The 23,242-nt window shown below is 56.3% G+C and carries 21 protein-coding genes and 1 pseudogene; 16 read left to right on the top strand and 6 right to left on the bottom strand.

Annotated elements, in window-relative coordinates:
* Positions 1-3: 3 nt before the first annotated feature.
* The 4 genes from bcsB to bcsR are packed head-to-tail and all read right to left on the bottom strand — an operon-like array spanning position 4 to position 5,784.
* Positions 4-2,250 (bottom strand): cellulose biosynthesis cyclic di-GMP-binding regulatory protein BcsB, encoded by a 2,247-nt coding sequence (gene bcsB, locus H7850_RS07605; RefSeq protein WP_227368922.1) that lies wholly within the window; start codon positions 2,248-2,250, stop codon positions 4-6.
* A gap of 50 nt (positions 2,251-2,300) precedes the next feature.
* Positions 2,301-4,874, bottom strand: coding sequence for a UDP-forming cellulose synthase catalytic subunit (bcsA, locus tag H7850_RS07600; RefSeq protein WP_227368921.1), 2,574 nt, complete (start codon positions 4,872-4,874; stop codon positions 2,301-2,303).
* Positions 4,871-5,584 (bottom strand): cellulose biosynthesis protein BcsQ, encoded by a 714-nt coding sequence (gene bcsQ, locus H7850_RS07595; protein WP_227368920.1) that lies wholly within the window; start codon positions 5,582-5,584, stop codon positions 4,871-4,873. The genes bcsA and bcsQ overlap by 4 nt, the downstream gene beginning before the upstream one ends.
* Positions 5,581-5,784, bottom strand: a complete 204-nt coding sequence (gene bcsR / locus H7850_RS07590; RefSeq protein WP_227368919.1) for a BcsR/BcsP family cellulose biosynthesis protein — start codon at positions 5,782-5,784, stop codon at positions 5,581-5,583. The genes bcsQ and bcsR overlap by 4 nt, the downstream gene beginning before the upstream one ends.
* A 177-nt stretch (positions 5,785-5,961) precedes the next feature.
* On the opposite strand from bcsR, the gene bcsE reads away from it, so the two are divergent.
* From bcsE to H7850_RS07550, 8 genes are all read left to right on the top strand, one after another.
* A complete protein-coding gene (gene bcsE, locus H7850_RS07585; protein ID WP_227368918.1) occupies positions 5,962-7,557 on the top strand; it encodes a cellulose biosynthesis protein BcsE in 1,596 nt (531 codons plus the stop codon).
* Positions 7,554-7,745 carry a cellulose biosynthesis protein BcsF gene (bcsF, locus tag H7850_RS07580; RefSeq protein WP_227368917.1) on the top strand — a complete coding sequence of 64 codons (192 nt, stop codon included), beginning with the start codon at positions 7,554-7,556 and terminating at the stop codon, positions 7,743-7,745. Before bcsE ends, bcsF begins: the two co-directional genes overlap by 4 nt.
* Positions 7,732-9,393: a cellulose biosynthesis protein BcsG gene (bcsG, locus tag H7850_RS07575; RefSeq protein WP_227368916.1), complete on the top strand. Its 1,662-nt coding sequence runs from the start codon at positions 7,732-7,734 to the stop codon at positions 9,391-9,393. Before bcsF ends, bcsG begins: the two co-directional genes overlap by 14 nt.
* 32 nt (positions 9,394-9,425) lie before the next feature.
* Positions 9,426-11,219, top strand: a complete 1,794-nt coding sequence (locus H7850_RS07570) for a DEAD/DEAH box helicase (protein WP_227368915.1) — start codon at positions 9,426-9,428, stop codon at positions 11,217-11,219.
* A gap of 251 nt (positions 11,220-11,470) precedes the next feature.
* Complete coding sequence (locus H7850_RS07565; RefSeq protein WP_227369171.1) at positions 11,471-12,376, top strand: segregation and condensation protein A; 906 nt, start codon at positions 11,471-11,473, stop codon at positions 12,374-12,376.
* Entirely contained in the window at positions 12,373-13,260 is an 888-nt protein-coding gene (scpB, locus tag H7850_RS07560) for an SMC-Scp complex subunit ScpB (RefSeq protein ID WP_227368914.1), read from the top strand. The genes H7850_RS07565 and scpB overlap by 4 nt, the downstream gene beginning before the upstream one ends.
* Complete coding sequence (gene rluB / locus H7850_RS07555; protein WP_227368913.1) at positions 13,257-14,126, top strand: 23S rRNA pseudouridine(2605) synthase RluB; 870 nt, start codon at positions 13,257-13,259, stop codon at positions 14,124-14,126. Before scpB ends, rluB begins: the two co-directional genes overlap by 4 nt.
* A gap of 224 nt (positions 14,127-14,350) precedes the next feature.
* Entirely contained in the window at positions 14,351-15,367 is a 1,017-nt protein-coding gene (locus tag H7850_RS07550) for an aldo/keto reductase (protein ID WP_227368912.1), read from the top strand.
* Here the strand turns inward: H7850_RS07550 and H7850_RS07545 are convergent.
* Positions 15,331-16,284 (bottom strand): LysR family transcriptional regulator, encoded by a 954-nt coding sequence (locus H7850_RS07545; protein ID WP_227368911.1) that lies wholly within the window; start codon positions 16,282-16,284, stop codon positions 15,331-15,333. The genes H7850_RS07550 and H7850_RS07545 overlap by 37 nt on opposite strands.
* 41 nt (positions 16,285-16,325) lie before the next feature.
* On the opposite strand from H7850_RS07545, the pseudogene H7850_RS07540 reads away from it, so the two are divergent.
* The 8 genes and pseudogenes from H7850_RS07540 to H7850_RS07505 all read left to right on the top strand — a co-directional run bounded on the left by H7850_RS07540 (position 16,326) and on the right by H7850_RS07505 (position 22,489).
* A pseudogene (locus tag H7850_RS07540) lies at positions 16,326-17,107 on the top strand (TSUP family transporter).
* Positions 17,108-17,576: 469 nt separating this feature from the next.
* On the top strand, positions 17,577-17,963 hold the full coding sequence (locus H7850_RS07535; RefSeq protein ID WP_227368910.1) for a hypothetical protein: 387 nt from the start codon (positions 17,577-17,579) through the stop codon (positions 17,961-17,963).
* A 133-nt stretch (positions 17,964-18,096) separates the two neighbouring features.
* Positions 18,097-18,486: a curli-like amyloid fiber formation chaperone CsgH gene (gene csgH, locus H7850_RS07530; RefSeq protein WP_227368909.1), complete on the top strand. Its 390-nt coding sequence runs from the start codon at positions 18,097-18,099 to the stop codon at positions 18,484-18,486.
* Positions 18,487-18,503: 17 nt separating this feature from the next.
* Positions 18,504-19,088, top strand: a complete 585-nt coding sequence (locus tag H7850_RS07525) for a hypothetical protein (RefSeq protein ID WP_227368908.1) — start codon at positions 18,504-18,506, stop codon at positions 19,086-19,088.
* 66 nt (positions 19,089-19,154) lie between these two features.
* Positions 19,155-19,556, top strand: a complete 402-nt coding sequence (locus tag H7850_RS07520; RefSeq protein WP_227368907.1) for a curli assembly protein CsgF — start codon at positions 19,155-19,157, stop codon at positions 19,554-19,556.
* Between the two features lie 29 nt (positions 19,557-19,585).
* Positions 19,586-20,467 (top strand): CsgG/HfaB family protein, encoded by an 882-nt coding sequence (locus tag H7850_RS07515; protein WP_227368906.1) that lies wholly within the window; start codon positions 19,586-19,588, stop codon positions 20,465-20,467.
* Between the two features lie 132 nt (positions 20,468-20,599).
* The gene (locus H7850_RS07510; protein WP_227368905.1) at positions 20,600-20,803 is read left to right on the top strand and encodes a hypothetical protein; all 204 of its coding nucleotides are present in this window, start codon (positions 20,600-20,602) and stop codon (positions 20,801-20,803) included.
* A gap of 576 nt (positions 20,804-21,379) precedes the next feature.
* Entirely contained in the window at positions 21,380-22,489 is a 1,110-nt protein-coding gene (locus tag H7850_RS07505) for a glycosyltransferase family 4 protein (protein ID WP_227368904.1), read from the top strand.
* Between the two features lie 10 nt (positions 22,490-22,499).
* Here H7850_RS07505 and H7850_RS07500 read toward each other — a convergent pair whose 3' ends face one another.
* Positions 22,500-23,150 carry a class I SAM-dependent methyltransferase gene (locus tag H7850_RS07500; RefSeq protein WP_227369170.1) on the bottom strand — a complete coding sequence of 217 codons (651 nt, stop codon included), beginning with the start codon at positions 23,148-23,150 and terminating at the stop codon, positions 22,500-22,502.
* Positions 23,151-23,242: the final 92 nt, after the last annotated feature.

Below are 23,242 nucleotides of genomic sequence, written 5' to 3'. Positions count from 1 at the left end.
GGCTTAATCCTCATCCCTGCTCAGACGGCGTGTACCCAAACGACGCAGCAGTACCCACAGCATCAACGCCACCAGTAGTATCGCAACCAAGGCAATGAATGCCATCAGCTTGGGGTGAGTAGAAAGGTGGTACCACAGCCAGGTGGTCCAGGGGAGTTCGCCGACATGATAGCGTTCGCCCACCACGTCGCTGCGTACACCAGAATCCCGAATCACCGCAATCGAGCCGCGTATCTGGGAAACCATCACGGGATCGTTCATCGACTCGTTGAGCAGGCGATAGTCCCCGGGTGTGTTGGCCAGCAGGGCAACGATGCTGCGTTGATCGAAGTAGGGCGATTTCAATTCGACCAGTGCGGCGATGGGACCATGCGCGGTGACACTGATTTCACTGTCAACGTCCCCGGCAACGGCCTGCATGCTGTCGGAACTCTTGCCTTCCTTGCTGGCTGAACCCAGGCGCAGACGGCTGCGGGCATCGTCGCCCAATGCCACGATCTGATCGGTATCATCCAGGTCTTCTGGAAGCGAACCGATAGCGAGAATGTCCGCATCGGTATCTTTGGCGCTTGTCCAGTCGTCGCTGATGCTCAGCGCTACACCCGGGTAGCCGGTCTGGGCACCGATACGGCCCAGGGTATCGAACAGGGCGGTCAGCTCCAGTTCCGCGGGCGATTGGGGCATGATCACCAGGGTTTGAGAAAGATCCGCCAGTCGGCTGAAGGGGAAGCCCGCATAAGTAAAGGTGCGCAGTGCCGGCATGGACAGATAGTGCGGGTAGCTTGAGAAGTCCAGGCTCGAGCTCTTGTCGATGCTGGCCTGATGGGGCACCGAAATGAGCGGGCGACACTGCTCCTCGGAGCCGGACATGCCCACGCGACTGGCATAAGCGAAGTCGAAGCTCAGGTGATTGCGGGTACCGATCTTCAAGGCCGGAATGTTCGTTTCCTGTTCCGGCAGCAGCCAGTTCTTGAGTAGCGGCACCTGCAGCAGGCTACGCTGGCTTTCACTGCCTTCCTGATCAAGTACGAGAGACTTCAAAAACTCATCGTTGATGCTGATATCGAGCCGGGAGGTGGCGTCCTTCACCGGCTGGGTATAGCGATAATCAAGGTTCAGCTTGATCAGTTCGTTCTGCCAGATGAACAGATCCGGTGGCAGGCGCAGGTCGACGTTCAAGACGCTAGGCGTGCGGCCCTGGGTCTGCAACTGAGCCGGATAGTCGATCAGTTCGGCGAAGGTCACCGGGCGGTCCGTGGGGATCCAGGCAGGGGCATCATAGGGCTTGCGGGGGGCCAGGGTGTCGAGCCCGTCGATACGGGCGCTCTGCCCACGCAACAGCGTATTGCCCAAGGCCAGGGCCTGGGCGGCGGTCACCAGTTCCGCGTCGTCACGCCCCATCAGAACCAGCAGCTTGTCATAGGGGGAGTCGGGATGGCTGATCATCTCGATGGTGGGCCCTTCCACGGCGGGATAGTCCGCCAGTACGGCGGGCCGTTGTTCGTTGGTCGCCAGCACGATGGCGTGCCGTGCCGGAGGCGTATCGAAGGAGACCGGGAAGTGCTGCCCACGCCAACCGGCCTGGGAGCCAAAGTAAGAGGCCACAATACCGCCCGCCCGCTGAACGCCTACTGAGGGATTCTGGGCCAGCACCAAGGGAAGCTCGAGTGCCGTGTCGTCGTTGGTATCGAAGAAGGGCAATGGCAGATTGGCCAGATCGTTGGCCACGGGCAGCTTTTGCTGTTGCAGGGTCAGCGTGCTGTCGCCGGCGATGTTGATCCAGACACTGGAATGGGTGGGATCTTCGCAAATCTTGCTGTAATGGCCGACCAGTTCCAGGTTCAGGCGATTGAAGTCGCTAATCAACCGGGGGTCCAGGGATATGGTTTGCCGTTGAGCCTCCCCCGGTGCGCTTGCGTCGATAGCCACGACGCCCATCAGTTCGTCGTTGAGATACACCTTGAGATGCGACACGTCCGCCAGCAGCGAAGGCGAGGGTGTATAGCCAAGCTCCAGGGTGGCGTCGGTCACCAGTTGATCGCCACGTACCTTGAATTCGATCTGGCGTTCCGGCGACATGCCGCTCAACTCCAGCTCCTGTTGAGACAGTTTTTCCAGGCTCAGTGCGCGCTCCTGGGTCGGTGGTGCCGATAGCGCAGCGCCAGGCGCCTCCGTCGACGGGGCAGAGGATGGTTGAGCCCAAGAGGGTAGGGTGATCAGCAGAGAAAGCAGGATCCAGCGATGACGCATGTCGTGAACATTCCTATTCGATGAGACGTAATCCGTTATATGGACGGCGATCAAGATGCTTCGTATGGACGTTGGGGTATGAAAGAAGCCAGCCAGGACACCGGCGCGCGCACGCCTCGAGGCGCATGCTGGAAAAGCCGATGGTAGCCTTCGAACCCCAGGCAAATAACGTCGATCAAGCTTTTCATGGGGCGATCCGCGGGCAGGTCATCCCGCCACAAGGACCAGGTATCCGCTCGGGCGAAGGTGCACTGGATATAATCCACATGCTTGGCCAGTGGCATCTTCTCCAGTTCAAGACCGGCCCGTTCGCCGCTGGCATTGACCACTCGGGCAGCAAAGGCATGCTCCTGCCGACCGCGCTGCAACAACAGCGTAAGGTTGTCACCGGTCTTCACCAGCCCGGTGGCCGGCAGAATGATACCCAGGCCCCCCTCGGCATAGTCCTGCAGTGTGCAGGGGTAGGCGTAGCCGCCGGGAAGCTGCACCGCCCCGGGCAGCGTGACGCTGACCCGATGATTGCGTCTTACCTGGCGCGCTTCCGCCGCCACTGCAATGGCGCCCCCCAGAATCACCAGGTTGTAGAATACCCAGACCAGGCTGACCAGTACCGTGGGGATTTCATCCGCGGGGCCACTCTGTAAACGCCAGATGGCGGCCACGACCCCGGCCAGATTGAGCACGATCAGCAACAGATACGGGCGCGAAATACCCCAGTCAAAATACTGCCTGTCGACCAGGCCCCCCTTGGCAGTGACGTTGAACTTGCCCTTGCGCGGATTGATCAGCGCCACGGTGGTAGGCAGAGCGATGTACCAAGCCAGTACCGTATCGTAGACCTCGCTCCAGAAGCTGTGGCGATAGCGCCCCTGGATATGCGAATTGGTAAGCCCGGAGTGCAGCATGTGTGGGATCACGAACGCCAGCAGCAGAAGCGCCGGGGCATAGATGATGTAGGCATGCAGCAGGAGAAAGGCCAACGGGGCGGTCAGGAAGATCAGGCGCGGCACGCCTGCCAGAAAGTGCAGCATGGCATTGAGGTAGCAAAGGCGCTGGCTCAGGCGCAGGCCGGGCCCGAAAAGCGGATTGTCGAGGCGGAATATCTGAATCATGCCCCGGGCCCAGCGAATGCGCTGGCCGATGTGGGCCGACACACTCTCCGTGGCAAGACCGGCGGCTTGTGGAATGCGTAGATAGGCGGAGGTGAAGCCCTTACGGTGCAGGCGCAGCGAAGTATGCGCGTCTTCCGTGACTGTCTCCACTGCGAAACCGCCAATAGCCTCGATAGCACGGCGCTTGAGTACGGCGCAGGAACCACAGAAGAAGGCCGCATCCCATAAGTCGTTGCCATCCTGCACCAGGCCGTAGAACAGGGTGCCTTCGTTGGGCATGCGCCGAAAGCGATCGAGATTGCGCTCGAAAGGATCTGGTGAGAAGAAGTGGTGCGGTGTCTGTATCAGGCCAAGCTTGGGATCCTTGAGGAACCAGCCCATGGTCATCTGCAAAAAGGAGCGCTGGGGGACGTGATCGCAATCGAAAATGGCGATGTAGTCACCTTGGGTCACGGTCAGCGCGTGATTGAGATTGCCCGCCTTGGCATGGTTGTTGTCATCCCGGGCGATATAGCCGACGCCTACGTCCGCGGCGAAGTCGCGAAACGCCGGGCGCTTGCCGTCATCGAGCAGGTAGATGTTGATCTTGTCCTTGGGCCAGTCGAGCCCTAATGCAGCCAGTACCGTCGGCCGCACGACCTCGAGAGACTCGTTGTAGGTAGGAATCATCAGATCGACGCTCGGCCACTCCCGGGTATCCTCGGGCAAGGACACCGGCTTGCGATTAAGGGGCCACAGGGTCTGGAAATATCCTAGCACCAGCACCAGCCAGGAGTAGGTTTCGGCACCCAACAGCAACAAGCCGAAGGTCATGTCCAGGCCGTCGTCCCAATTGAGGGTGGAGGTGTAGCGCCACCAGAGATAGCGACAGGACACCGTGAGCGACAGCACTATCAGGATAAGAGTGGAGAAGCGTCCCGCCGGCAGGCGACGTACGATCAGGGCGATGACCCACAGCAACACGGAAAACAGGGCTTGCGCCGGCAGGGTAAAGGGCTGGGTGATGACCAGCAGCATCAATATGGCGGTCGTGCCCCCCATCAACGTCAATAGCCAGCAGGTGTTCCGAGTGGCAGGGCTGCTATCGGGTCTGTCGCCTTCCAACTGGCTCAGTGTAGGACGCAAGCGGCCCTCGACACGCTGCACTACCCTGTTTGCCCGAGAGAGCAGGAACTCGCGGGCACGCCGCAGTGGCTTGAATCGCTCCCGCTGAGGCGCATTCGCCGCCGAGGAGCGACGGGGACGTATGAGTAACAGCCACAGGAACTGAAGCCCATAGCGTAGAGGGTCTGCAATGCCCGGACGACGCCGCTGCAGGTGTGCAAAGTTTCCCGAATGCGACGACAGGAGGCGCTGCCAACGTTCGGACTCGAGTGGCAGGAAGCACCAGGTGACGCCCCAGGCGAGGGTCAGCAGCACTGCCGTGAGTGGTGTGGCGTCTCGTCTATCGCGCAGATGTCGATAATGGCGTTTCCATTGAGCTTGCGCGCCGGGTTGTAACCATACACTCATGCAGCTTCCTCGTGGCGAGCTAATAACCACGCTGCCAGGTTACGAATTCCTTGAGCTGCAAGGCAATCTGATCGATAGGCGGTAACGCTACGTTTGTGCGCCAGCGCTTCGAACATGGCTTCATCCCGATGAATGGTCCAAGGCAGTAGCCAATCGGAATACTGAGCCTGCCATAGAGTGTACAGATCGCTTTGCAGAAGGCTGGAAGGTGCGAAATGATTGACCAGTAGATAGTCGCTTTCTCGAAATTGCCGTCGGGCCAGCAGGACGTGACAGGCGGGATCGGCATGAGCCACGATGAGTGTCACATCCGCTGGAAAATGCTCCTGGGCGAAGGACGCTGCAGGTAGATCGAATAATACCCAGCGGTAGCTATCCTCATCGAGCTCATCGAGGCGTTGCTGCCAGTCATCGGCATGTAAGGCATTTGTAGGCACAACATGAGTATCGCTATGGCCGTAGGGTAGAAAATGCAACTGCGATCCAAGGGCGAAGGAGGCGGTATGCCAGCTCTGACCGTTGCCCACCGCATTGGCCCAGCCGTTCTCGTCACGCCAGTCATGGTTAAAATGCAGGCGCAGTAAATTATGCGGGTCAAGATCGATACACAGCACACGTTCACCGGCATCCACTAGCGCCTGGGCAAGCCCCGCAATGATGCTGCTGGCGCCCGTGCCTCCACGACACCCCTGAACGGCCACACGGATCATACGGAAGGCTCTCGCTGGGATAGGGCAATCTCAGCGAGCAAAGGCCAGCGGGTGCCGATCGTCTCGAGGCGGTCGAGTTGTGCCAGATGACGATAATCAAAATCCGGCAAGTCTGATTTTTCTAATAATGAAATAACATCTTCGTCGTATTTTTTTAATTTATTTTTCACTGCACTGTTAATGCTTCTTTCGTTAATCATGTTAAAAGCCAGTAATAGAAAATAATTGGTAAATTAAAATTATACGTAAGCTCATGTTTTCATATGGGTTTATGCTTAAAACTAAGTGCGTTCTTTGTGGGGATCGCAATTTTAAGCGTAGTAAGTTTTGTTTACAATAATAGTAATTTTATTAAGTAAATAACGGAAGCTTAATGCATGCAGGGACTGCCAGGTATTATGCAACGCCATCATTTTTCCTTAGGGTTGCAAGAGGCGTTACCGGAATTCGATGCTCTTCGCTGCCCCGGTTTCTATGCAGTGCTGGCGGACTCAAGAGGCCAGGCCGAGCGCATGGGGCAAGGTGTTCTGGTAGCCCAGCCCCGCAACACGACGGGAGACTGGATAGCGCCCGATAAGCATGCTCGGGCCTCGGTGCATGGGCTACCTGCAGACATGGGCCCCAAGGCAGTGGCGCAATGGTCTTTGCCTGGTGAGCATTTGAATGAGGCGCTTCATGCCTTGCCCGAGGATTTTTCCGGAGTGCGCCGTAAACGGGGAGAGCCCCGTCTCATCGTGCTTGAAGTACCTGCGGCGGCGCTGCTTGCATTCAAGGAGCGAACGTTGCGGCGCTGGTGCTGGCGCTGGCATTTGTGGCTTGCGGAGCGCGATGCTTGTCTGTTGCTGTTGGCGCATGGCCCCGAAAGCCTGGCATTGCGCGAACGGCTCGATACCTACAATGACGTCATCGACGGTTTGATGCATCTGCAGCCCAATGCTCAAGAAGCACAATGCCATCTACTTTATTGGCGTAGCGATCATGGCGTTTGCGGTGTGGATGACATGCTTCTAAGTCCCATCTCTATCGGCTGGCGCAGACAGAGTGATGCCGGGTCTTCTCCTCGTGGGAGCAGTGACGAACACCTGTACCTCGTTCAGCGGGCGGTAGTCGCTGACACCTCGGTTTCCCTGGCCAACTGGCAGGTTTTCGAGCAGGTTGACGAGGTCATTCTTCATGCTACACGAGCCCGGGCGGCGACGGTGATCGTCGGCGTCGAACGAAGCGAGGATGTCGATTCCTTGGCACGCAAGCTGCACGGCCTGCGCAAGTCTCGCGGTGGCGCACTCAAGCTGGTGGTTCGCGAACTCGTATCTTGCCTGCGTTACCACGATGAGCGCCTTCTGGTTCTTAGCGGCATCAACATGGTGATAAGAAGCAACGTGTCGTTTTCTCATTTCTTCAGCCGGATCGAGGCACTGCAAGGTCAGCGTTTGACGCGACCGGTGAACGATGACGTGGAAAGGCTGATCAAGGCGATGCATCCAGAGGGCATGAGTGGGCGCTGTCCGCCCGCGGCCTTTATCCATCGACTGCAAGCCTGGCTGGAGAATGATTCCGCAGCGCTGGTCTCGGGCCTTCTAGTAACGCTTGTACCCGCTGGCGGGCTTTCATGCTCACAGGCGTTTGCTCAGTGCCGGATTCACCGGCAAGGCGACATGATTACGGTGATGGAAGGGCGTCTATATCTTTTTTTGTTCGGCTGCCGGCAAAGCGATAGCGATATGGCATTGCAGCGTCTATTCGGCATGCCTATCGCTACGCTGTTCAGCGAGCGAACCATTCGTGAAGACCATGTCGTAATCGCTGAAGAAATGCAGCATCTGACGCAGCTTGGCTGGTCACAACAGCAACATCTTCCCGTCTTTACTAACGTGGAGCACGTAGGAGAAAAAACCGTCGATACCGAGAATGAGCACTACCAAAGCGTGCCCAGGCCTGCCCCCTTGAGGTTGAGCGTGGAGTACCAGAAATGAATGAACTTCTCGTGGTGATGGCGCTAGGCGGTTTTGTTCTTGGCCTTGCTATGCACTGGATATGGCGCCGCATGAATCAGGTTTGGCCACGGCGTCCGCGCTATGTATCCAGATTGGGTGTGCGACGTCGCGTAGAGGACACGAAAGGGGTGAATAACGAAGGTATGGGTGTCGATGAATTACGCTGAACAGACATTGGGTACGAGTTCTCCTTCAGTCAACCGCTACTGGCGGGGCCTGGGGGCATGGAACATATATTTCATTTTCAAGCTGGCGCTTTATTGGCAGGGCGTGATCGATTTCAACGCGCTGACCAACCTGGCCTTTGCCGCCTTCCTGCTAATGCCTTTGCCGCCTCTCTGGTTGCATCGGGCGCGTCACATCCTGGCCATTCCCATCGGCATTGCCTTGTTCTATCAGGATAGCTGGCTGCCGCCCTTCAGCCGCTTGCTGGCGCAATCCTCACAAGTATCGGCCTTCAGCTTCGACTATCTCGTGGAACTGGCCAGCCGGTTCATCAATTGGGACTGGATGGCGGTGCTGTTCGTGCTGGCGGTGGGCTATGCCTTTATCGCCGGTTGGATTCGGGTAACGGTACCCGTGATGCTGGGGCTGATCTGGGTGGCCATGCTACCGGTGCTGAGCATGATCGGTGCAACCTCCTTTCTGCCTACGACGGCAACCGCCACCACGGCGCCGGCGGGGGATGCCGCCAATGGCGTGGCTGCTGTCGAGCAAAACACGGCGCCCGCGCCTGCCCCCGCTGCCGCGCCCAAGGACCCGGAACTCGATGCCCAACTCAAGGACTTCTATGCCAGCGAGAGCGAGCGACAGGTACCGTTTTCAGCGGCGCCGTCGCAGCCCTTCGACGTTCTGATCGTCAATGTCTGCTCGCTATCCTGGGACGACATGAAAGAAGCTGGCGTCACGAATCATCCCCTGTTCGACTATCTGGACGTCGTCTTCGACAACTTCAATTCCGCGACTTCTTATAGCGGCCCTGCCAGCTTGCGTCTGCTGCGTGCCAGCTGCGGTCAGATCCCCCATGAAGAGCTCTACAGCGAGGCGCCACAGCAGTGTCATCTGTTCGAGAATCTGGCCGAACAGGGCTTCGCCACAGAGCTGGCGCTCAACCACGACGGGATATTCGATGACTATCTCAAAATGATCCGCGAGCAGGGTGGCATCGAGGCGCCGATGCTGGCCCAGGACAGCGTCGAACCCCAGATGACCGCCTTCGACGACTCCCCGATATATCGTGATCGCGATATGTTCGATACCTGGATGGCGCAGCAGGACTGGGACAACCCTACCGCCACTTTCTACAACACGGTGACACTGCACGATGGTAATCGCATCGTCGGTGAAAAGGGCTTCGCGGATTATGAACCGCTGCTGCGGCAATTGTTCGATGATCTGCTTACATTCCTGAAGCGTCTGGAAAGTGAGGGACGGCAGGTGGCGGTCTTGATCGTGCCGGAGCACGGGGCAGCCCTGAGTGGAGACAAGATGCAGTTCGCCGGTATGCGCGAGATTCCGACGCCTTCGATTACCCATGTGCCTGTCGGTGTAAAACTCACCGGCCTGAATCAGCCCAGCGACGAGGCGCCCATCCATATCGAGGCGCCGAGCAGCTATCTGGCGGTATCCGAGCTGGTCAAGCGTTTCCTGGAGCAAGACATCTATGCCCAGCAGGAAGTGGATTGGCAGGCGTTGACCGCGGATCTGCCTACCACCGAGCCGATATCCGCAAACGATGGTGTAGTGGTGATGCCGGTGAACGAGACGCCCTACATTCGCTTGAAGGGCGATGGATGGATGGCCTATCCGCAGTAGAATGACGCCCTTTGCTACATGAACGGAGCGTCATGCCGGATAGCACTATCAAGGCCATCACACCTCCAGCGCTGCGGCCTTACCAGCAACAGGCCGTGGCGCGGGTGATCGAGCATTTCCGCGCCACCGACGACCCGGCGGTGGTGGTGCTGCCCACCGGCAGCGGGAAGTCACTGGTGATCGCCGAGCTGGCGCGACTGGCTCGCGGGCGAGTACTGGTGCTGGCCCATGTGCGCGAACTGGTGGAACAGAATCACGCCAAGTACCAGGCCTATGGCTTGCAGGCGGACATCTTTAGTGCGGGTCTCAAACGCAAGGAGTCCAAACGGCAGGTGGTGTTCGGTTCCGTGCAGTCCGTGGTGCGTAACCTGGATGCTTTTGCCAATGAGCGTGACGAAGATGGCTTTACGCTGTTGGTGATCGACGAGTGCCACCGCGTGTCGCCGGACAAGGATGCAAGCTACCGCCAGGTCGTCGACCATCTGCGTCAGGCCAATCCGCGTCTCAAGATTCTCGGCCTGACCGCCACGCCGTATCGGCTGGGGCAGGGCTTCATCTATCACCGCCACCATCACGGCATGGTGCGCGGCGAGGCGGATTGCTTCTTCCAGGAGTGCGTGTTCGAGCAGCCGTTGCGGCTGATGGTCAAGCAGGGCTATCTGGCGCCGCCGACAAGAGTGGATGCTGCGGTCGAACGCTACGACTTCTCTCAGCTTGCGCCCAATGTGCGTGGCCTTTATGCCGAGGAAGAACTCAATCGCGTGGTGCGGGGCAACCGGGCCACGCCCACCATCATCGAAGAGATCATGATTCGCGCCCGTGATCGACGCGGGGTAATGCTGTTCGCCGCTACCGTGGATCATGCGGAGGAAATTCTCGGCTATCTACCTGGCGATGAGGCGGCGCTGATCACCGGGGCGACCCCCTCGAAAGAGCGCCGGCGTTTGATCGACGCCTTCAAGACACACCAATTGAAATATCTGGTCAATGTCTCGGTACTGACCACCGGCTTCGATGCGCCCCATGTCGATCTGATCGCCATTCTGCGGCCCACGGAGTCCGTAGGGCTCTATCAGCAGATCATCGGACGCGGATTGCGTCTGGCCCCGAACAAGATGGATTGTCTGATCCTCGATTACGCCGGCAATCCCTGGGATCTCTATGCCCCGGAGATTGGCGCACCCAAGCCGGACAGCGACAGCGAGCCGGTGCAGGTGGAGTGCCCGGCCTGCGGCCATGCCAATATGTTCTGGGGCAAGCGGGAGGGCGACATTGTCATCGAGCATCATGGCCGGCGCTGCCAAGGGCTTGTTGATGATGAGCAAGGAAAACGAAACCAATGCGATTTCCGCTTCCGCTTCAAGACCTGCCAGGCCTGCGGTGCCGAGAATGATATCGCTGCGCGGCGCTGCCACGGTTGCGGCGAGCGCTTGGTAGACCCGGACGACAAATTGAAAGACGCACTGCGCCTGAAAGACGCCCGAGTGCTGCGGATCAGCGGCATGCAGCTCGCCGCGACCGTGAATGGCCGCGGCCTGCCTCGACTCAAGGTGACCTATCATGACGAAGACGGTGCGACCCTGGATGAATGGTTCGCTCTGGAAACGTCTGCCCAGCGAGGCGCTTTCGCGGCGGCCTTCCTGCGTCATCATTTGCGAGCGCCGGGAGCGGATTGGCGACCAACCTCGCCGGAGGCGGTCATTGCTGAAGAGCGGCGCCTCAAGGCACCGGATTTCGTCATCGGGCGGCGAGTAGGCCGCCATTGGCAGGTGCGTGAAAAGCTGTTCGACTATGTCGGGCGCTACCGCAAGGGAAATACTGAATAGAAATGTCTGCGCACTTCAATCACTGCGTTACGCGGTGCGCGGAATCCTCACATATACCCCATATGCTCCGGTTCCTGTGCTCCGGGCGCCTTGTGCTTGAATCGCTCGTCTATTTCTTCAGCGCTTCCCACCAAGGCTGTCGCCGAGAAAAGCAGCTGCTTGCATGGCAATTCGGCATTCTGCCCAAGGCCTAGTTTCGTTACACTCTGCAGGCGCACAGCCAGCCAGGAGTGCCTGCAAGCGTGAGTGACATGTCGGATATCGTGGAATCGCCGGATCAGGCCGCCGTTCAGGAAACGGCGGCGGTCTTGGCGCGTCTGCACGATCAACCGATCACCGAGATGCCCCAGGATCTCTATATCCCCCCGGAGGCATTGCGGGTTTTCCTCGAAACCTTCGAGGGGCCGCTGGATCTGCTGCTCTACCTGATTCGACGTCATAACCTGGATATTCTCACCGTCGACGTCGCCGCTATCACGCGCCAGTACATCGAGTACGTCGAACTGATGAAGGCGATGGCGATCGAGCTGGCCGGGGAGTATCTGCTGATGGCGGCGATGCTCGCCGAGATCAAGTCGCGCACGTTGCTGCCTCGGCCGCCCAAGGAAGAGGGAGACGAAGAAGAAGAGGACCCCCGCGCCGAATTGATCCGGCGTTTGCAGGAGTACGAACGCTTGAAACTTGCCGCGGAAGGGCTGGATGAACTGCCGCGCTTGGGCCGGGACTGGTTCGGTGCCAGTGCGGGATTGCCGCCGTTGGAAACCCGCGTGGTGCATCCGGATGTCGAACTCGACGAGCTTCTGGGCGCCCTGTCGGGTATCCTGCGCCGCGCGGAGCTCAACCAGTCCCACACCATCAGCCGCGAGGTGCTCTCGACTCGGGATCGCATGCTGGCCATCATGGAGCGCCTCAACCACGAACATTTCACCTCCTTCGAGTCGTTGTTCAACCTCGAGGAGGGGCGTGCCGGGGTGATCGTGACCTTCATGGCAATCCTGGAGCTGGCCAAGGAGATGATGATCGAGATCGTGCAGAATGCGCCGCTGTCGTCGATCCATGTGAGAGCACGTCAGCCCGTGGAGGAATCAGAGGATATCGATGAGTTCGTGGCCGGTGACGACCTCGACGGCGAAAGCGCCTTCGAGGAGGACGCATGAACGACAGCGTTCGGCTCGACGAGATTCTCGAAGCGGCACTGTTGGCGGCGGGGGAGCCACTGCCGGTGGAACGCCTGGAAGGGCTGTTCGATGAACGGGAATGCCCACCCCGCAGCGATTTGCGCGATGCCCTGGCGGCACTGGCGACGCGGCTGGAGAATTCGGCCCTGGAGCTGATCGAATCCGCCTCCGGTTTTCAGGTGCGTATTAGCCAGCGCTTGTCGCCCTGGGTATCGCGGCTGTGGGATGAGCGCCCGCAGCGTTATTCCCGGGCGTTGCTCGAAACCCTGGCGTTGATCGCCTATCGCCAGCCAGTGACCCGGGGCGATATTGAGGAGGTGCGCGGTGTCGCGGTAAGCAGTTCGATCATGCGCACTCTAAGCGAACGCGGCTGGGTTCGGGTGGTCGGCCATCGCGACGTGCCGGGGCGCCCGGCGGTTTATGCCACCACCCGGCAGTTTCTCGACGACTTCGGTCTCAAGACCCTGGATGCTCTGCCACCCATGCACGAGCTCAAGGGCTTCGACATGCTCGAAGAGACCCTGTATGAAGACGAGATTGATATTCAGGGTGCGCAGGCGCATAGCGTCGATGTTTCATCGAGCGAAGAGAACGGTGACGACGAGCCGGCAGATGATGTTGTCGTTCAGCAAGAACCGCAAGAACCGCAAGAACCGCAAGAAGAGCAGCAAACGACGGCCGGGATGGCCGACGAAGACCCCCACGCCGGGATGGCGTCCGACCGGCCGAGACTCAGCTTCGCTGATCTCGAAGCGCGCTTGGCCGAACGCGCCCGTAATCCGCAGACCGTCGAGAGCGAAAGCGACGATGACGGCCTCGCGGGCGCGGAAAACTCATCAGACGAGAATACGTCCGACTCATGAACACCCCCAATACGACCACCGAAAAGCTGCAGAAAGTCCTCGCCCGGGCCGGCCTGGGTTCGCGCCGCGAGATGGAAACCGCCATCAGCGCCGGGCGCGTCAAGGTCAACGGTCAAGTCGCGACCCTGGGCGATCGCATCGAAGCGCGGGACAAGGTCACTTTTGATGATCGCCCGCTCAACCTGCGCGGCGCCGAGGAAGTGCCGCGCCGGGTCATCATGTACAACAAGCCTGAAGGCGAGCTGTGCACCCGCAAGGACCCGGAAGGCCGGCGCACCGTGTTCGATCGACTGCCACGCTTGAAGGGTGAGCGCTGGATTGCCATCGGCCGCCTGGATATCAACACCAGTGGCCTGCTGCTGTTCACCACCGATGGCGAGCTCGCCAATCGCCTGATGCACCCCTCGACCCAGGTCGAGCGTGAATACGCCGTGCGCATCATGGGCAACGTCAAGCGTGAACAGATCGTTGCCATGGTCGAGGGCGTGATGCTCGAAGACGGCCCGGCACGTTTCACCGACGTGCAGGAGTTCGGCGGCGAAGGCATCAACACCTGGTTCCATGTGGTGATCATGGAAGGGCGCAACCGCGAGGTGCGCAGGCTTTGGGAATCCCAGGGGCTCACCGTCAGCCGCTTGAAGCGCGTGCGTTACGGCAACATCTTCATCGACAAGCGCGCCAAGGCCGGTGAATGGGTCGAGTTGAGCCAGGACGAGATCGACGATCTTTCTAATCTGGCGGGCCTGGAGCCGCGCAAGGTGCCGGACATGACCCCTGAGGAACAGAACCGCTGGAGCCGGGACAAGAACAAGCGCCGCCCTGTGCGTGCGCTGCGCAAGCCCAAGGAGCCGCGGCATAGGTGGTGAGGTGTTTTGGTGATGGCGTTTGAATAAAAGGCTTGCTCCACTAATGGAGCAAGCCTTTTTACTTCCATCTTGGAAGAGTGCCCGGGGATTTTCTAACGTGTGATTCAATCCTGGTATTACCAATCGAGTTCTTCCATTGGTAGGCCATGCCGATTCATGCTTCCCGTGTTCGTGCATTCGAGACATCGAACGACGTGATTTCATGCTTACCATAGGAAACGAACATGGACCGGAAAACGACAGCATTACCCTCTCGCGTGTTGGGACAGGGCTTTTCTGTCTCGGCGATTGGCTATGGCGCCATGGGGCTCAGCGAGTTTTATGGCCCTTCGGACGATACCCAGTCCCTGGCGATGCTCGATGAAGTGGCCGATGCCGGCGTTACCCTTATCGATACGGCGGATATGTACGGTCGTGGTCATAACGAGACGCTGATCGGTCGCTTTCTCGTTGCTCGGGGCTCTGCCATGGACTCGATCCAAATTGCGACCAAATGCGGTATCGATCGGCCTGAAGAGGCGGAATACGCTCGGGGTATCAACAATCGACCGGAGTACATTCGTGCCTGTTGCGACGCCTCCCTGAAGCGCCTGGACGTCGAGCGAATCGATCTGTACTACATCCATCGAGTGGACCCGCAGGCGGATATCACCGAGACCATGGGCGCACTGAAGGGCTTGGTCGAGGAGGGCAAGATCGCCCATGTTGGCTTGTGCGAGGTCTCCGCCGCCACGCTGGAAAAGGCCCATGCGGTGCATCCGATCACCGCACTGCAAACGGAATACTCGCTGTGGACGCGGGATATCGAGCAGAGCATTCTGCCCAAGGCCAGGGAGTTGGGGATTGGTCTGGTCGCTTATTCACCTCTCGGGCGTGGCTTCCTCACCGGTCGTATCGCATCGGCTCAGGATCTGGCCGAGGGAGATTTTCGGCGCAACAATCCTCGTTTTCAGCAGGATAATCTGACACATAATCTGCAATTGCTCGGGTCGGTCAAGAAGATTGCCGAGCGCCATGCAGCAACCCCCGGGCAGGTTGCGCTTGCCTGGTTGCTGGCTCAAGGGGATAACATCGTGCCTATTCCCGGCACGCGACGCTCGCGCTATCTGCAGGAAAATCTCGCCGCCGCCGCGCTTGAACTATCGGTAGAAGACAAACGTGAACTGGAAAAGGTGTTTACCCAGGAAAGCGTGCAGGGTGAGCGTTACGGGGAGGAGGGTATGAAAGGCGTCAACGCCTGAGTGTCAATGGCAGAGAGTAGCCTGTTCACTACATCGAGTACCGCGTCGCTGCGCTCATCGGTGCGCCAGATCAGATGGACATCCATGCTCAGGCGCGCCTCGATACTATCGGTGAACGCTCGATACACCACGCCGGTGCGGCTGGCGGCCTGCATGGAACTGGGTAGAAACCCCATTCCTTCACCCGCGGCGATGCGGGCGAGTAAATCGACATGTTCCTGAGGCTCGGGCTTGCGTGGCGCAGAAAACCCCAACTGATTAAATAGGGCTTCGCAGCGATCGTAAAAGGTGGGGTTGTTGGCTCGCGGAAACCAGAATAGCGGTATGTCGGCTATATCTTTCAGGTCGATGCGCTGCTTGTTCGCAGCGGTATGGGAGGCCGGCAGCGCGACCATCATCGTGTCCTCGCCAATCTTCCGGCTCTTGAGAGCTGGGGAGGCATCGGCGAAAACGCCGACGATCGCCAGGTCGATCTGTAAGGCGAGTACACGTTCGACGAGTCGTTTGGAGTAGGCGCGTTCCTGATGAATTCCACGGTTGAATGGCGGGTTCGAGAGTAGAGCGTTTAGGGTGGGAAGCTGACTGAAATCCATTACGCTGGTCAGGCCGAGTCTGATGCTTTTCTGCTGCTGTGCTGCACTGTCACGCAACGAAGCAACTGCCTGATTCAGCCCGACAAGCAACCGATGCGCTTCATCGACGAAGTGCTTGCCGGTCGGGGTTAATGCGACCCGATGGGTATCTCGCTCGATCAACGTGACCCCCAGCAACGTTTCCAGGCTACGCACCTGTCGCGATAGCGGCGGTTGAGACATATGCAAACGCTCGGCTGCCCGCCGAAAGTTGAGTTCCTCTGCCACGGCGATGAAGCATTGTAGCTGCCGGACGGTCGGTAATCGGTTGGAGAGTATCGACATGCTAGAATTCTCTCCCCGTTTTCATGGCACTTCGCGAGCTTATGGCTGATCTACTTTGGTACCAGTATTTTTTCATCGGCCTGATCTTTGTCTGGAGTGGATTCGTAAGGACGAGCCTGGGCTTTGGTGGTGCCGTACTATCCCTGCCGTTTCTTTTGCTGGTCCTGAACGAGCCCTTGGTATTTTTGCCGTTGATTGCTGTCCATTTGATGATCTTCTCGAGCTGGATTGCCTGGCGTGGCCATCGAGAGGTACTGGTTGCCGATAACGCCGCGCAGCGGGCCGAAAGTAACATCGATTGGCGCTATCTGATCAAGGCGCTGAAGATCATGATTATTCCGAAATTGATCGGGGTCGTGGGACTGCTGACACTGCCGTCTCAGCTCATGACGAGCATTATCTTCGTCATCGTCATCGTCTATGCTATCAGCTACATATTCAACAAGCCGTTCTACAGCAAGAACCCATATGTAGATTGCATACTGTTAGCGCTCGGCGGGTACGTCAGCGGTACTTCACTGATCGGCGCGCCATTGATCGTGGCAGTATTTGCCTCCCACGTGGCCAAGCACCAACTGCGCGATACGCTATTCGTACTGTGGTTCATCTGGTACTGATCAAGATGGTGTCCTTCATCATTGCCGGTGTGGATCTGCAACTGATACACCATCTTTGGTTGCTGCCCTGTGCCTTCCTGGGTCATTTAGTCGGTGAACGCGTGCATCGCTATATAGTTGCGGCGGAAGCGTCGCTCTTCTTTCGCGTGCTGGGCGTCGTGCTGTTCATCGTTAGTGTGATAGGACTCCTGAACCCGCCGAATTGAAATAGCGTGCCTGCAATTACTAATTCGTCGCATGGAGAAGGGGTAAGAGAATTATTTTACAGTGATTGTGAGTTTTTGTTTTTAGACGTGACTTGAAAGATGTATCAGCATAACAATAGAATTTGAGGCTTTTTTTAGCACAAAAAAATACAAAATTGCCTTAAATGCGAAGAGGGTGTTTAGTTTAAAAACAATTCTAAATTATTGTAAACACTGCAAAGCACTATTTCTATAACTATTTTTAGTTAAATATTGGCATGAAAATTAATTAATCAATGTTGTATTTATAATTATTTATATAGTTATTTTTACTATTTTTCATAGTAGATAAAAGCTTTTAATTTAATGTTACAGGACGTTGACTGAGTTTTTTTTGAAGACCAGACTTTGCTAAGGCGGATGAGAGAAAAAGCTCATGCCGCCTTAGAAGGTAAAATTCAGAATAAAGTTCAGACAAGGGACAAAACCAATGAAAAAGCTATTTCTAGCAGCAAGCATCGCGGCACTCATGTCAGGCGCGGCATTCGCCGACGACAACGAAGCCTATATCAGCCAGATCGGAGACAATAACACCTTCGAATCAACTCAAGAAGGTAATGGCAACACCATCGGTTGGTCTGGAAGCGATACCCAAGGCGTGCAAAAAGGTAATTACAACACGGCTGAGCTTTTCCAGCGTGGAAATAACAACAGCATTATGAGTGCCCAGCAGGTTGGTAACGGCAACTTTGTGAGTGCCACGCAAAATGGATCCTCCAACGAGCTGACCTACAGCCAGGCCGGAAACTCCAACCAGATCGTTGCTAACCAGCGTGGCAGCCAGAACACTGCTACTATGCGTCAAAGCCGTCTGTAATAGCATAACCATATTGTTGCTGGCCTGAAGGCTTTTTGAACATTCAAAAAGCCTAATAGAAGAACGAAAAGGGTCAGATGATGCTTTCCGGGTATCGATTCGATACCCGGCTATTTAACGGTGGCAATGGGCTATGTGGGCAAGAATCCTTTCAATCCTCCTGCCTTTTGGTTTGCTGGCGATGATGCATACGCCCCTGGCAATAGGGCAGCAGGCGTTCACACAGCTCGACTGTCGTATTGTCATCGAGCGCAAGAATGGTTCAGTCTCGGCAGCAGCCATTATTCAGGCCTCGCAGCCGACCCGAGCCGACTATCAGTTAAGGACTTTGAAAATCGATGCTACGGGTTCCGGTACTTTCGAACAGTCGGGTTCGTATAACCTTGAACCAGGCGAAACAATCGAGACATCTCGTATTACCTCGAAAATTGCGCCGGATGGATGGATCGAGTTCTATCTGAATGTTAGCGAGCGTTTGACCGGTACGAGTTGTCAGGCCAAAGAGATCGTGAGCCCAATGTAGTGCAGTGGGAGGTTCAAGTGGCTAAATTTACGGCATTATCGAGATTAGGCGCGGTTCCCGCGCTGGGTCTTGCCATATTAGTTATGCTGCCAATGCCGGTTTTCGCCGATGATGAGTCGGTCTACATACGCCAGATTGTCACGGAGAAGAGGCTGGCCGTTGCCGAAGAGTCACAGGTGGCGGCTTTTTCCACTCCCGGAGTAGGCACGATCAATGAGATCGACGTGGATTTTCTGGATGAGTTGGCGCTACGGGGAAACGGTCGGCGCTCATCTACCGTTCTTCAGCGCGGACAACGCAACCGGGCGGTAGTCAGCGTAAAAGGCGGCAACAACGCAACATTTCAACGTCAGGTGGGTGTGGCGCTGGATTCCAGCATACAGGTAGCTGGAACACGAAATGTTATCGCCGTGGATCAGAAAGGGGTCGGCCTGGAGTCGGATATCAATGTGCTGGGCGCGAACAAGCAGGTTGTCCATATCCAGCGCGGGAGCAGTGCCAATAATGGTAGTGCACCTCTGTTATACACAGGGTCTAGCAAGGAAGTAGAACTCATCATCGATACGTCCCAAGGGCGAGTTACGAGACCGCTAACCAAATGAATTGGTCGCCGGTACCAAGCCAGTAGAGAAAAAACAATGTGTCATTCGAGTACAAGCCGCTTGCTTGTGGCTACCGTGGTGCTTGCCGCGGCCGGCATGGTTCAGGCTGGAGATCTGATATATCGTCCGATTAATCCTTCTTTCGGGGGTGATCCTTTCAATAGCTCCCATCTGCTGCAAACGGCCGAAATACAAAATGAATACAAGGACGATGGCTCGGAATTCGATTCCTTGTTCGAGGAGCCTTCCGCAGCGGAAGAATTTGCCGATGCTATCAATAGAACCCTGATTGGCGAGTCGGCTAATGAGCTTGCCAACGCTGTGTTCGAGCAAGGCACCCCCTCCGGGAGTTTTACCTTCGACGATGCGATGGTGTCTTATCAAACCGTCGGCGATCGAATGAAAATCACGGTGTCGGATGGTCTTCAGACCAATGTGGTTACCGTCCCCAAGCCTGATAATAAATAAAACCAAAAGAAAACAACGCAGGAAATGACATGTTAAAAAATTACGCCAAGTACCTTCTGGTGGCGACATTACTGCCACTTGGCGGATGCGCGACAGGATCCATCAACGATCCCTTTTCCTCTCCGGCAGGCTATATCAGGGCAACCCATGCCACTTCGCTCTTGAGGGATCTACCACCAGCGAAGCGGCCCGTTGATATCGCTATCTACGAATTTCCCGATCTTACTGGGCAATATAAGCCTAACGATGCATTTCCCGAATATTCCCGGGCCGTTACCCAAGGGGCCGACGCCATTCTAGTGGACGTGCTTACCGAAGTTTCTAACGGAGCCTGGTTCAACGTCGTCGAACGCCGTGGCCTGCCTAATCTTCTACGAGAGCGCCAGATCATCCAAGCGACTCGCCAGCAGTATACCGGTGAGGCTGCCGGTTTGCTGCCCCCGCTGGCGTTTGCAGGCATGCTTGTCGAAGGGGGCGTCATCGCCTATGAGACTAACCTTACTACGGGTGGTGCTGGAGCCCGTTACTTGGGAATTGGGACAAACACCGAATATCGTACCGATATGGTGACGGTGAACCTTCGCTTCGTCAGCATCAAAACGGGGCGCATCATGAATAGTATCACTACTACTAAGAAGATTTATTCGCTCTTAATGCAGGGTTCCGTATTCAAGTACGTAGCCACTGATGGGCTGCTCGAGCTCGAGACAGGCTTCACCCGTAACGACCCACCACAACTGGCGATTCGCGAGGCGATTGAGTTAGCTGTTTATACGGTCATACACGATGGTGTGCAGCAGGGAAACTGGTCGTTCAAAGATCCGAATGCTGCCAAGGAAGCAATTAATGCTTATCAAGAATATCTTAATATGAATTCTGAGTCGAAAGAGGTGGATGGCATCGAAACCTGAAAAGCCGCTATTCCTTCTTAATAAGTAGGTTGCCGTTTCTCGCTACCAAGTCACGGAATAGTCCCTATCCTTACCGGTTCGACAACCGCAGTGTTGATATTGAATCCTGTCTCTTCTAGTAAGGGACGGGGTTTGATAGATAATACCTGTGGTATTGGCACCATCAGCTGCGATAACCAGTATTCCCGATCCAGCTGGGTAGAGAGATTGGCCGATCCCGTCCTGGCGTTCCTTACCTACGCCTTCATGATCAGCGTACTGGAACTATATATTCCCACCCGCACGGTCGATACCTGGGTTGAAAAAAATGGCCAGTTGACGATGTATCACGATTGACCTGTCGAGGCATCAGAGGCCTGGGGCTGGTTAGTAGTAAGTCGCTGGTTGCGCAACCGATGGGCTCACATGCCCTGAAGATGTGCTAATACCCACTAAGCCATTGATATGGTAGAAATAAGAGGCTCTCCCTTCTAGTAAGACCCGCTTTTTCATGGCTACCCTGATATTGCCGGTAAGTGGTTGGAAAGTATTGTCATGCTAGAATCCTTCTCCCAATTTCTTCCTTCTCCCAATTTCTTCCTTTTTTCATGGGAACCTGCGAGCCCACGGCTGATCTACTTTGGTACCAGTACTTTTCATCGGACTGATCCTTGCTTGGAGTGGATTCGTCAGCACGAGCCTGGGCTTCGTTGTCCAGCATCACCTCTTTCATCGTTTATAGCGATCAAAACGAGGAAGTAGTAGCGATTAGGCGACAAGAATCTTGCATATTTTCTTAACTATTTAGTTGTTTCTTTATTAATAAATCCATGTATCTTTTGGTAACGGTTCGCGTTACTTTCAAACGCTTTTTTAAACACGATCAATCGAGAGTTCTGTCCTGTGCCAAAAATATTATTTCTAGTGAGTTCCATGCAGGGAGGCGGAGCAGAGCGTGTTGCTGCCTTGCTGTGCAACCACTGGGCTAGGCAAGGCCATGAAGTGACCTTGATGCCTACTTTCTCGGGACGCGGTGAGTGCCTCTACATGCTCGAGGAGAATGTTTGCCTTACTTATCTAGCCGATCAGGTAGGAACGACACGTCAAACACCGCTTAACCGGATCAAGCGATTAGCCTCACTTCGTCGCTTCGTTCGAGAAAGCTCGCCGGATGTCATCATCTCTTTTTTGCCTCATGTCAACGTAGCTACGTTGCTAGCCACTGCAGGTCTAAATATTCCCATTGTCGTTTCAGAGCGAACCTATCCACCGGCAAAATCTGTAGGAAAGGTTCTGGAATTCGTTCGGAAATTAGCTTATCCCCATGCGAGTGCCGTCGTCATGCAGACGGAACAAGGTCGCGAGTGGCTAGCCCAGGAGTGTCCAAGCGCGAATGGCAAAGTGATTGCAAATCCTGTGGTTTTTCCTTTGCCTGTCAGTGAGCCATCCATTCGGCCTGAGGAGGTCGTCGGTAAAGAGCGCCAAGTATTGCTCGCAGTAGGGCGCTTGGAAGAAGAAAAGGGTTTCACGAAACTTATAGAAGCGTTTGCCAAACTCGCCGAATCTTTCCCGAGCTGGGATCTCGTCATTCTAGGTGAAGGAAAAAATCGCGAGAGTCTGGAGGCACAGCGCAGTTCCCTTGATCTTGAACACCGAATACATCTTCCTGGGCGTGCTGGCAACATGGCCGATTGGTATCAGTCTGCGTCACTTTTTGTGATGAGTTCACGCTTTGAAGGTTTTCCCAATTCTCTTGCAGAAGCCATGGCGTATGGTCTGCCTGTGGTGAGTAGTGATTGCGATACAGGGCCGAGAGATATTATTCGCCAAGGCCGCGATGGTCTTCTTGTTGACCCGGAGACAGGGGTGCGCGGTTTGGCGGAGGCTCTCAGTAGTCTGATGCTGAATCCTGACTTGAGAAGTAAAATGGCCAATGCTGCAGTAGACGTTCGCGAACGCTTCGCCATATCGCATATTACTCAGCAGTGGGATGCCGTGCTGCACACTAGGCTCGACAAAGCCATGGAGGCAGAGCCCCGCTAGACGAACTGGTTCATGCTATGGCTGATGCATTTCGGCGACTTCTTGGGGATTTGTCTGCCAACAGTGCGCGAAACAGCGATCCCATCATTACTGGTTCGTTGCGCAGAATGTTAAACCCCGCGCCTTCCAATAGCGGTCGCGCCTGTCGGGTGATGTCGGTAGCGATGGCGCTGGTGACGATATTCAGCGTACGGCGCACCCAGCCTGCCGGGTGGCTGTCGGGTTGGAACTTGTCAAACACGCATAGCAGCCCATCGTCGGAAAGCACGCGATGGGCCTCGGCGAGTCCGCGAGCGGGGTCCGGCATCACCGCCAGGATAAGATGCATGATGACGACATCGAAATAATTGTCGGGATAGTCCAGCCGTTCCGCGTCCATTACCTCGGTGGAGAAGTCGAAACCGAGTTCATCCGCTCGAGTTCGAAAACGCGCCACCATGGCCGGCGAGAGGTCGGTGCCATGCAGTTCGATGTCTCGTGGCAAATAGGGTAGATCCAGACCAGTACCGGCGCCCAAAATCAATACGCGTTGCCCCGCCGTCCAATCCACCGCCTCTAATGCCTTGCGCCTTGCACGGCGAAAGGCGCGATCCGCCACCAAATCGTAGACCGGCGCGTAAAGGTTGTAACGCAGTCGGTTCCAAGCCGTGGTGTTGAGCATCATGGACTCTCGAAATGGTCGTTTTTATTCATCATCACAGTATAGCGCTACTGGACTATTCTTTTGGAAAGGCGCTGCATATGGTCATCGCC

Source organism: Halomonas sp. M20, assembly GCF_020622265.1.
In the GTDB taxonomy this organism is placed as follows: domain Bacteria; phylum Pseudomonadota; class Gammaproteobacteria; order Pseudomonadales; family Halomonadaceae; genus Modicisalibacter.
The sequence above is the reverse complement of the archived record's forward strand: the minus strand, read 5'-3'. Positions and strand labels throughout refer to the sequence as shown.

Bases quoted from the DNA above. Each gene is read 5' to 3' on its own strand.
- H7850_RS07545 (WP_227368911.1), bottom strand. From the start codon at position 16,284: ATGTCGATACTCTCCAACCGATTACCGACCGTCCGGCAGCTACAATGC.
- H7850_RS07505 (WP_227368904.1), top strand. From the start codon at position 21,380: ATGCAGGGAGGCGGAGCAGAGCGTGTTGCTGCCTTGCTGTGCAACCAC.
- H7850_RS07565 (WP_227369171.1), top strand. From the start codon at position 11,471: ATGTCGGATATCGTGGAATCGCCGGATCAGGCCGCCGTTCAGGAAACG.
- H7850_RS07550 (WP_227368912.1), top strand. From the start codon at position 14,351: ATGGACCGGAAAACGACAGCATTACCCTCTCGCGTGTTGGGACAGGGC.
- bcsQ (WP_227368920.1), bottom strand. From the start codon at position 5,584: ATGATCCGTGTGGCCGTTCAGGGGTGTCGTGGAGGCACGGGCGCCAGC.
- scpB (WP_227368914.1), top strand. From the start codon at position 12,373: ATGAACGACAGCGTTCGGCTCGACGAGATTCTCGAAGCGGCACTGTTG.
- bcsA (WP_227368921.1), bottom strand. From the start codon at position 4,874: ATGAGTGTATGGTTACAACCCGGCGCGCAAGCTCAATGGAAACGCCAT.
- bcsB (WP_227368922.1), bottom strand. From the start codon at position 2,250: ATGCGTCATCGCTGGATCCTGCTTTCTCTGCTGATCACCCTACCCTCT.
- bcsE (WP_227368918.1), top strand. From the start codon at position 5,962: ATGCAGGGACTGCCAGGTATTATGCAACGCCATCATTTTTCCTTAGGG.
- H7850_RS07515 (WP_227368906.1), top strand. From the start codon at position 19,586: ATGTTAAAAAATTACGCCAAGTACCTTCTGGTGGCGACATTACTGCCA.
- H7850_RS07570 (WP_227368915.1), top strand. From the start codon at position 9,426: ATGCCGGATAGCACTATCAAGGCCATCACACCTCCAGCGCTGCGGCCT.
- bcsR (WP_227368919.1), bottom strand. From the start codon at position 5,784: ATGATTAACGAAAGAAGCATTAACAGTGCAGTGAAAAATAAATTAAAA.
- H7850_RS07535 (WP_227368910.1), top strand. From the start codon at position 17,577: ATGAAAAAGCTATTTCTAGCAGCAAGCATCGCGGCACTCATGTCAGGC.
- bcsF (WP_227368917.1), top strand. From the start codon at position 7,554: ATGAATGAACTTCTCGTGGTGATGGCGCTAGGCGGTTTTGTTCTTGGC.
- H7850_RS07500 (WP_227369170.1), bottom strand. From the start codon at position 23,150: ATGCTCAACACCACGGCTTGGAACCGACTGCGTTACAACCTTTACGCG.
- csgH (WP_227368909.1), top strand. From the start codon at position 18,097: ATGTGGGCAAGAATCCTTTCAATCCTCCTGCCTTTTGGTTTGCTGGCG.
- rluB (WP_227368913.1), top strand. From the start codon at position 13,257: ATGAACACCCCCAATACGACCACCGAAAAGCTGCAGAAAGTCCTCGCC.
- bcsG (WP_227368916.1), top strand. From the start codon at position 7,732: ATGAATTACGCTGAACAGACATTGGGTACGAGTTCTCCTTCAGTCAAC.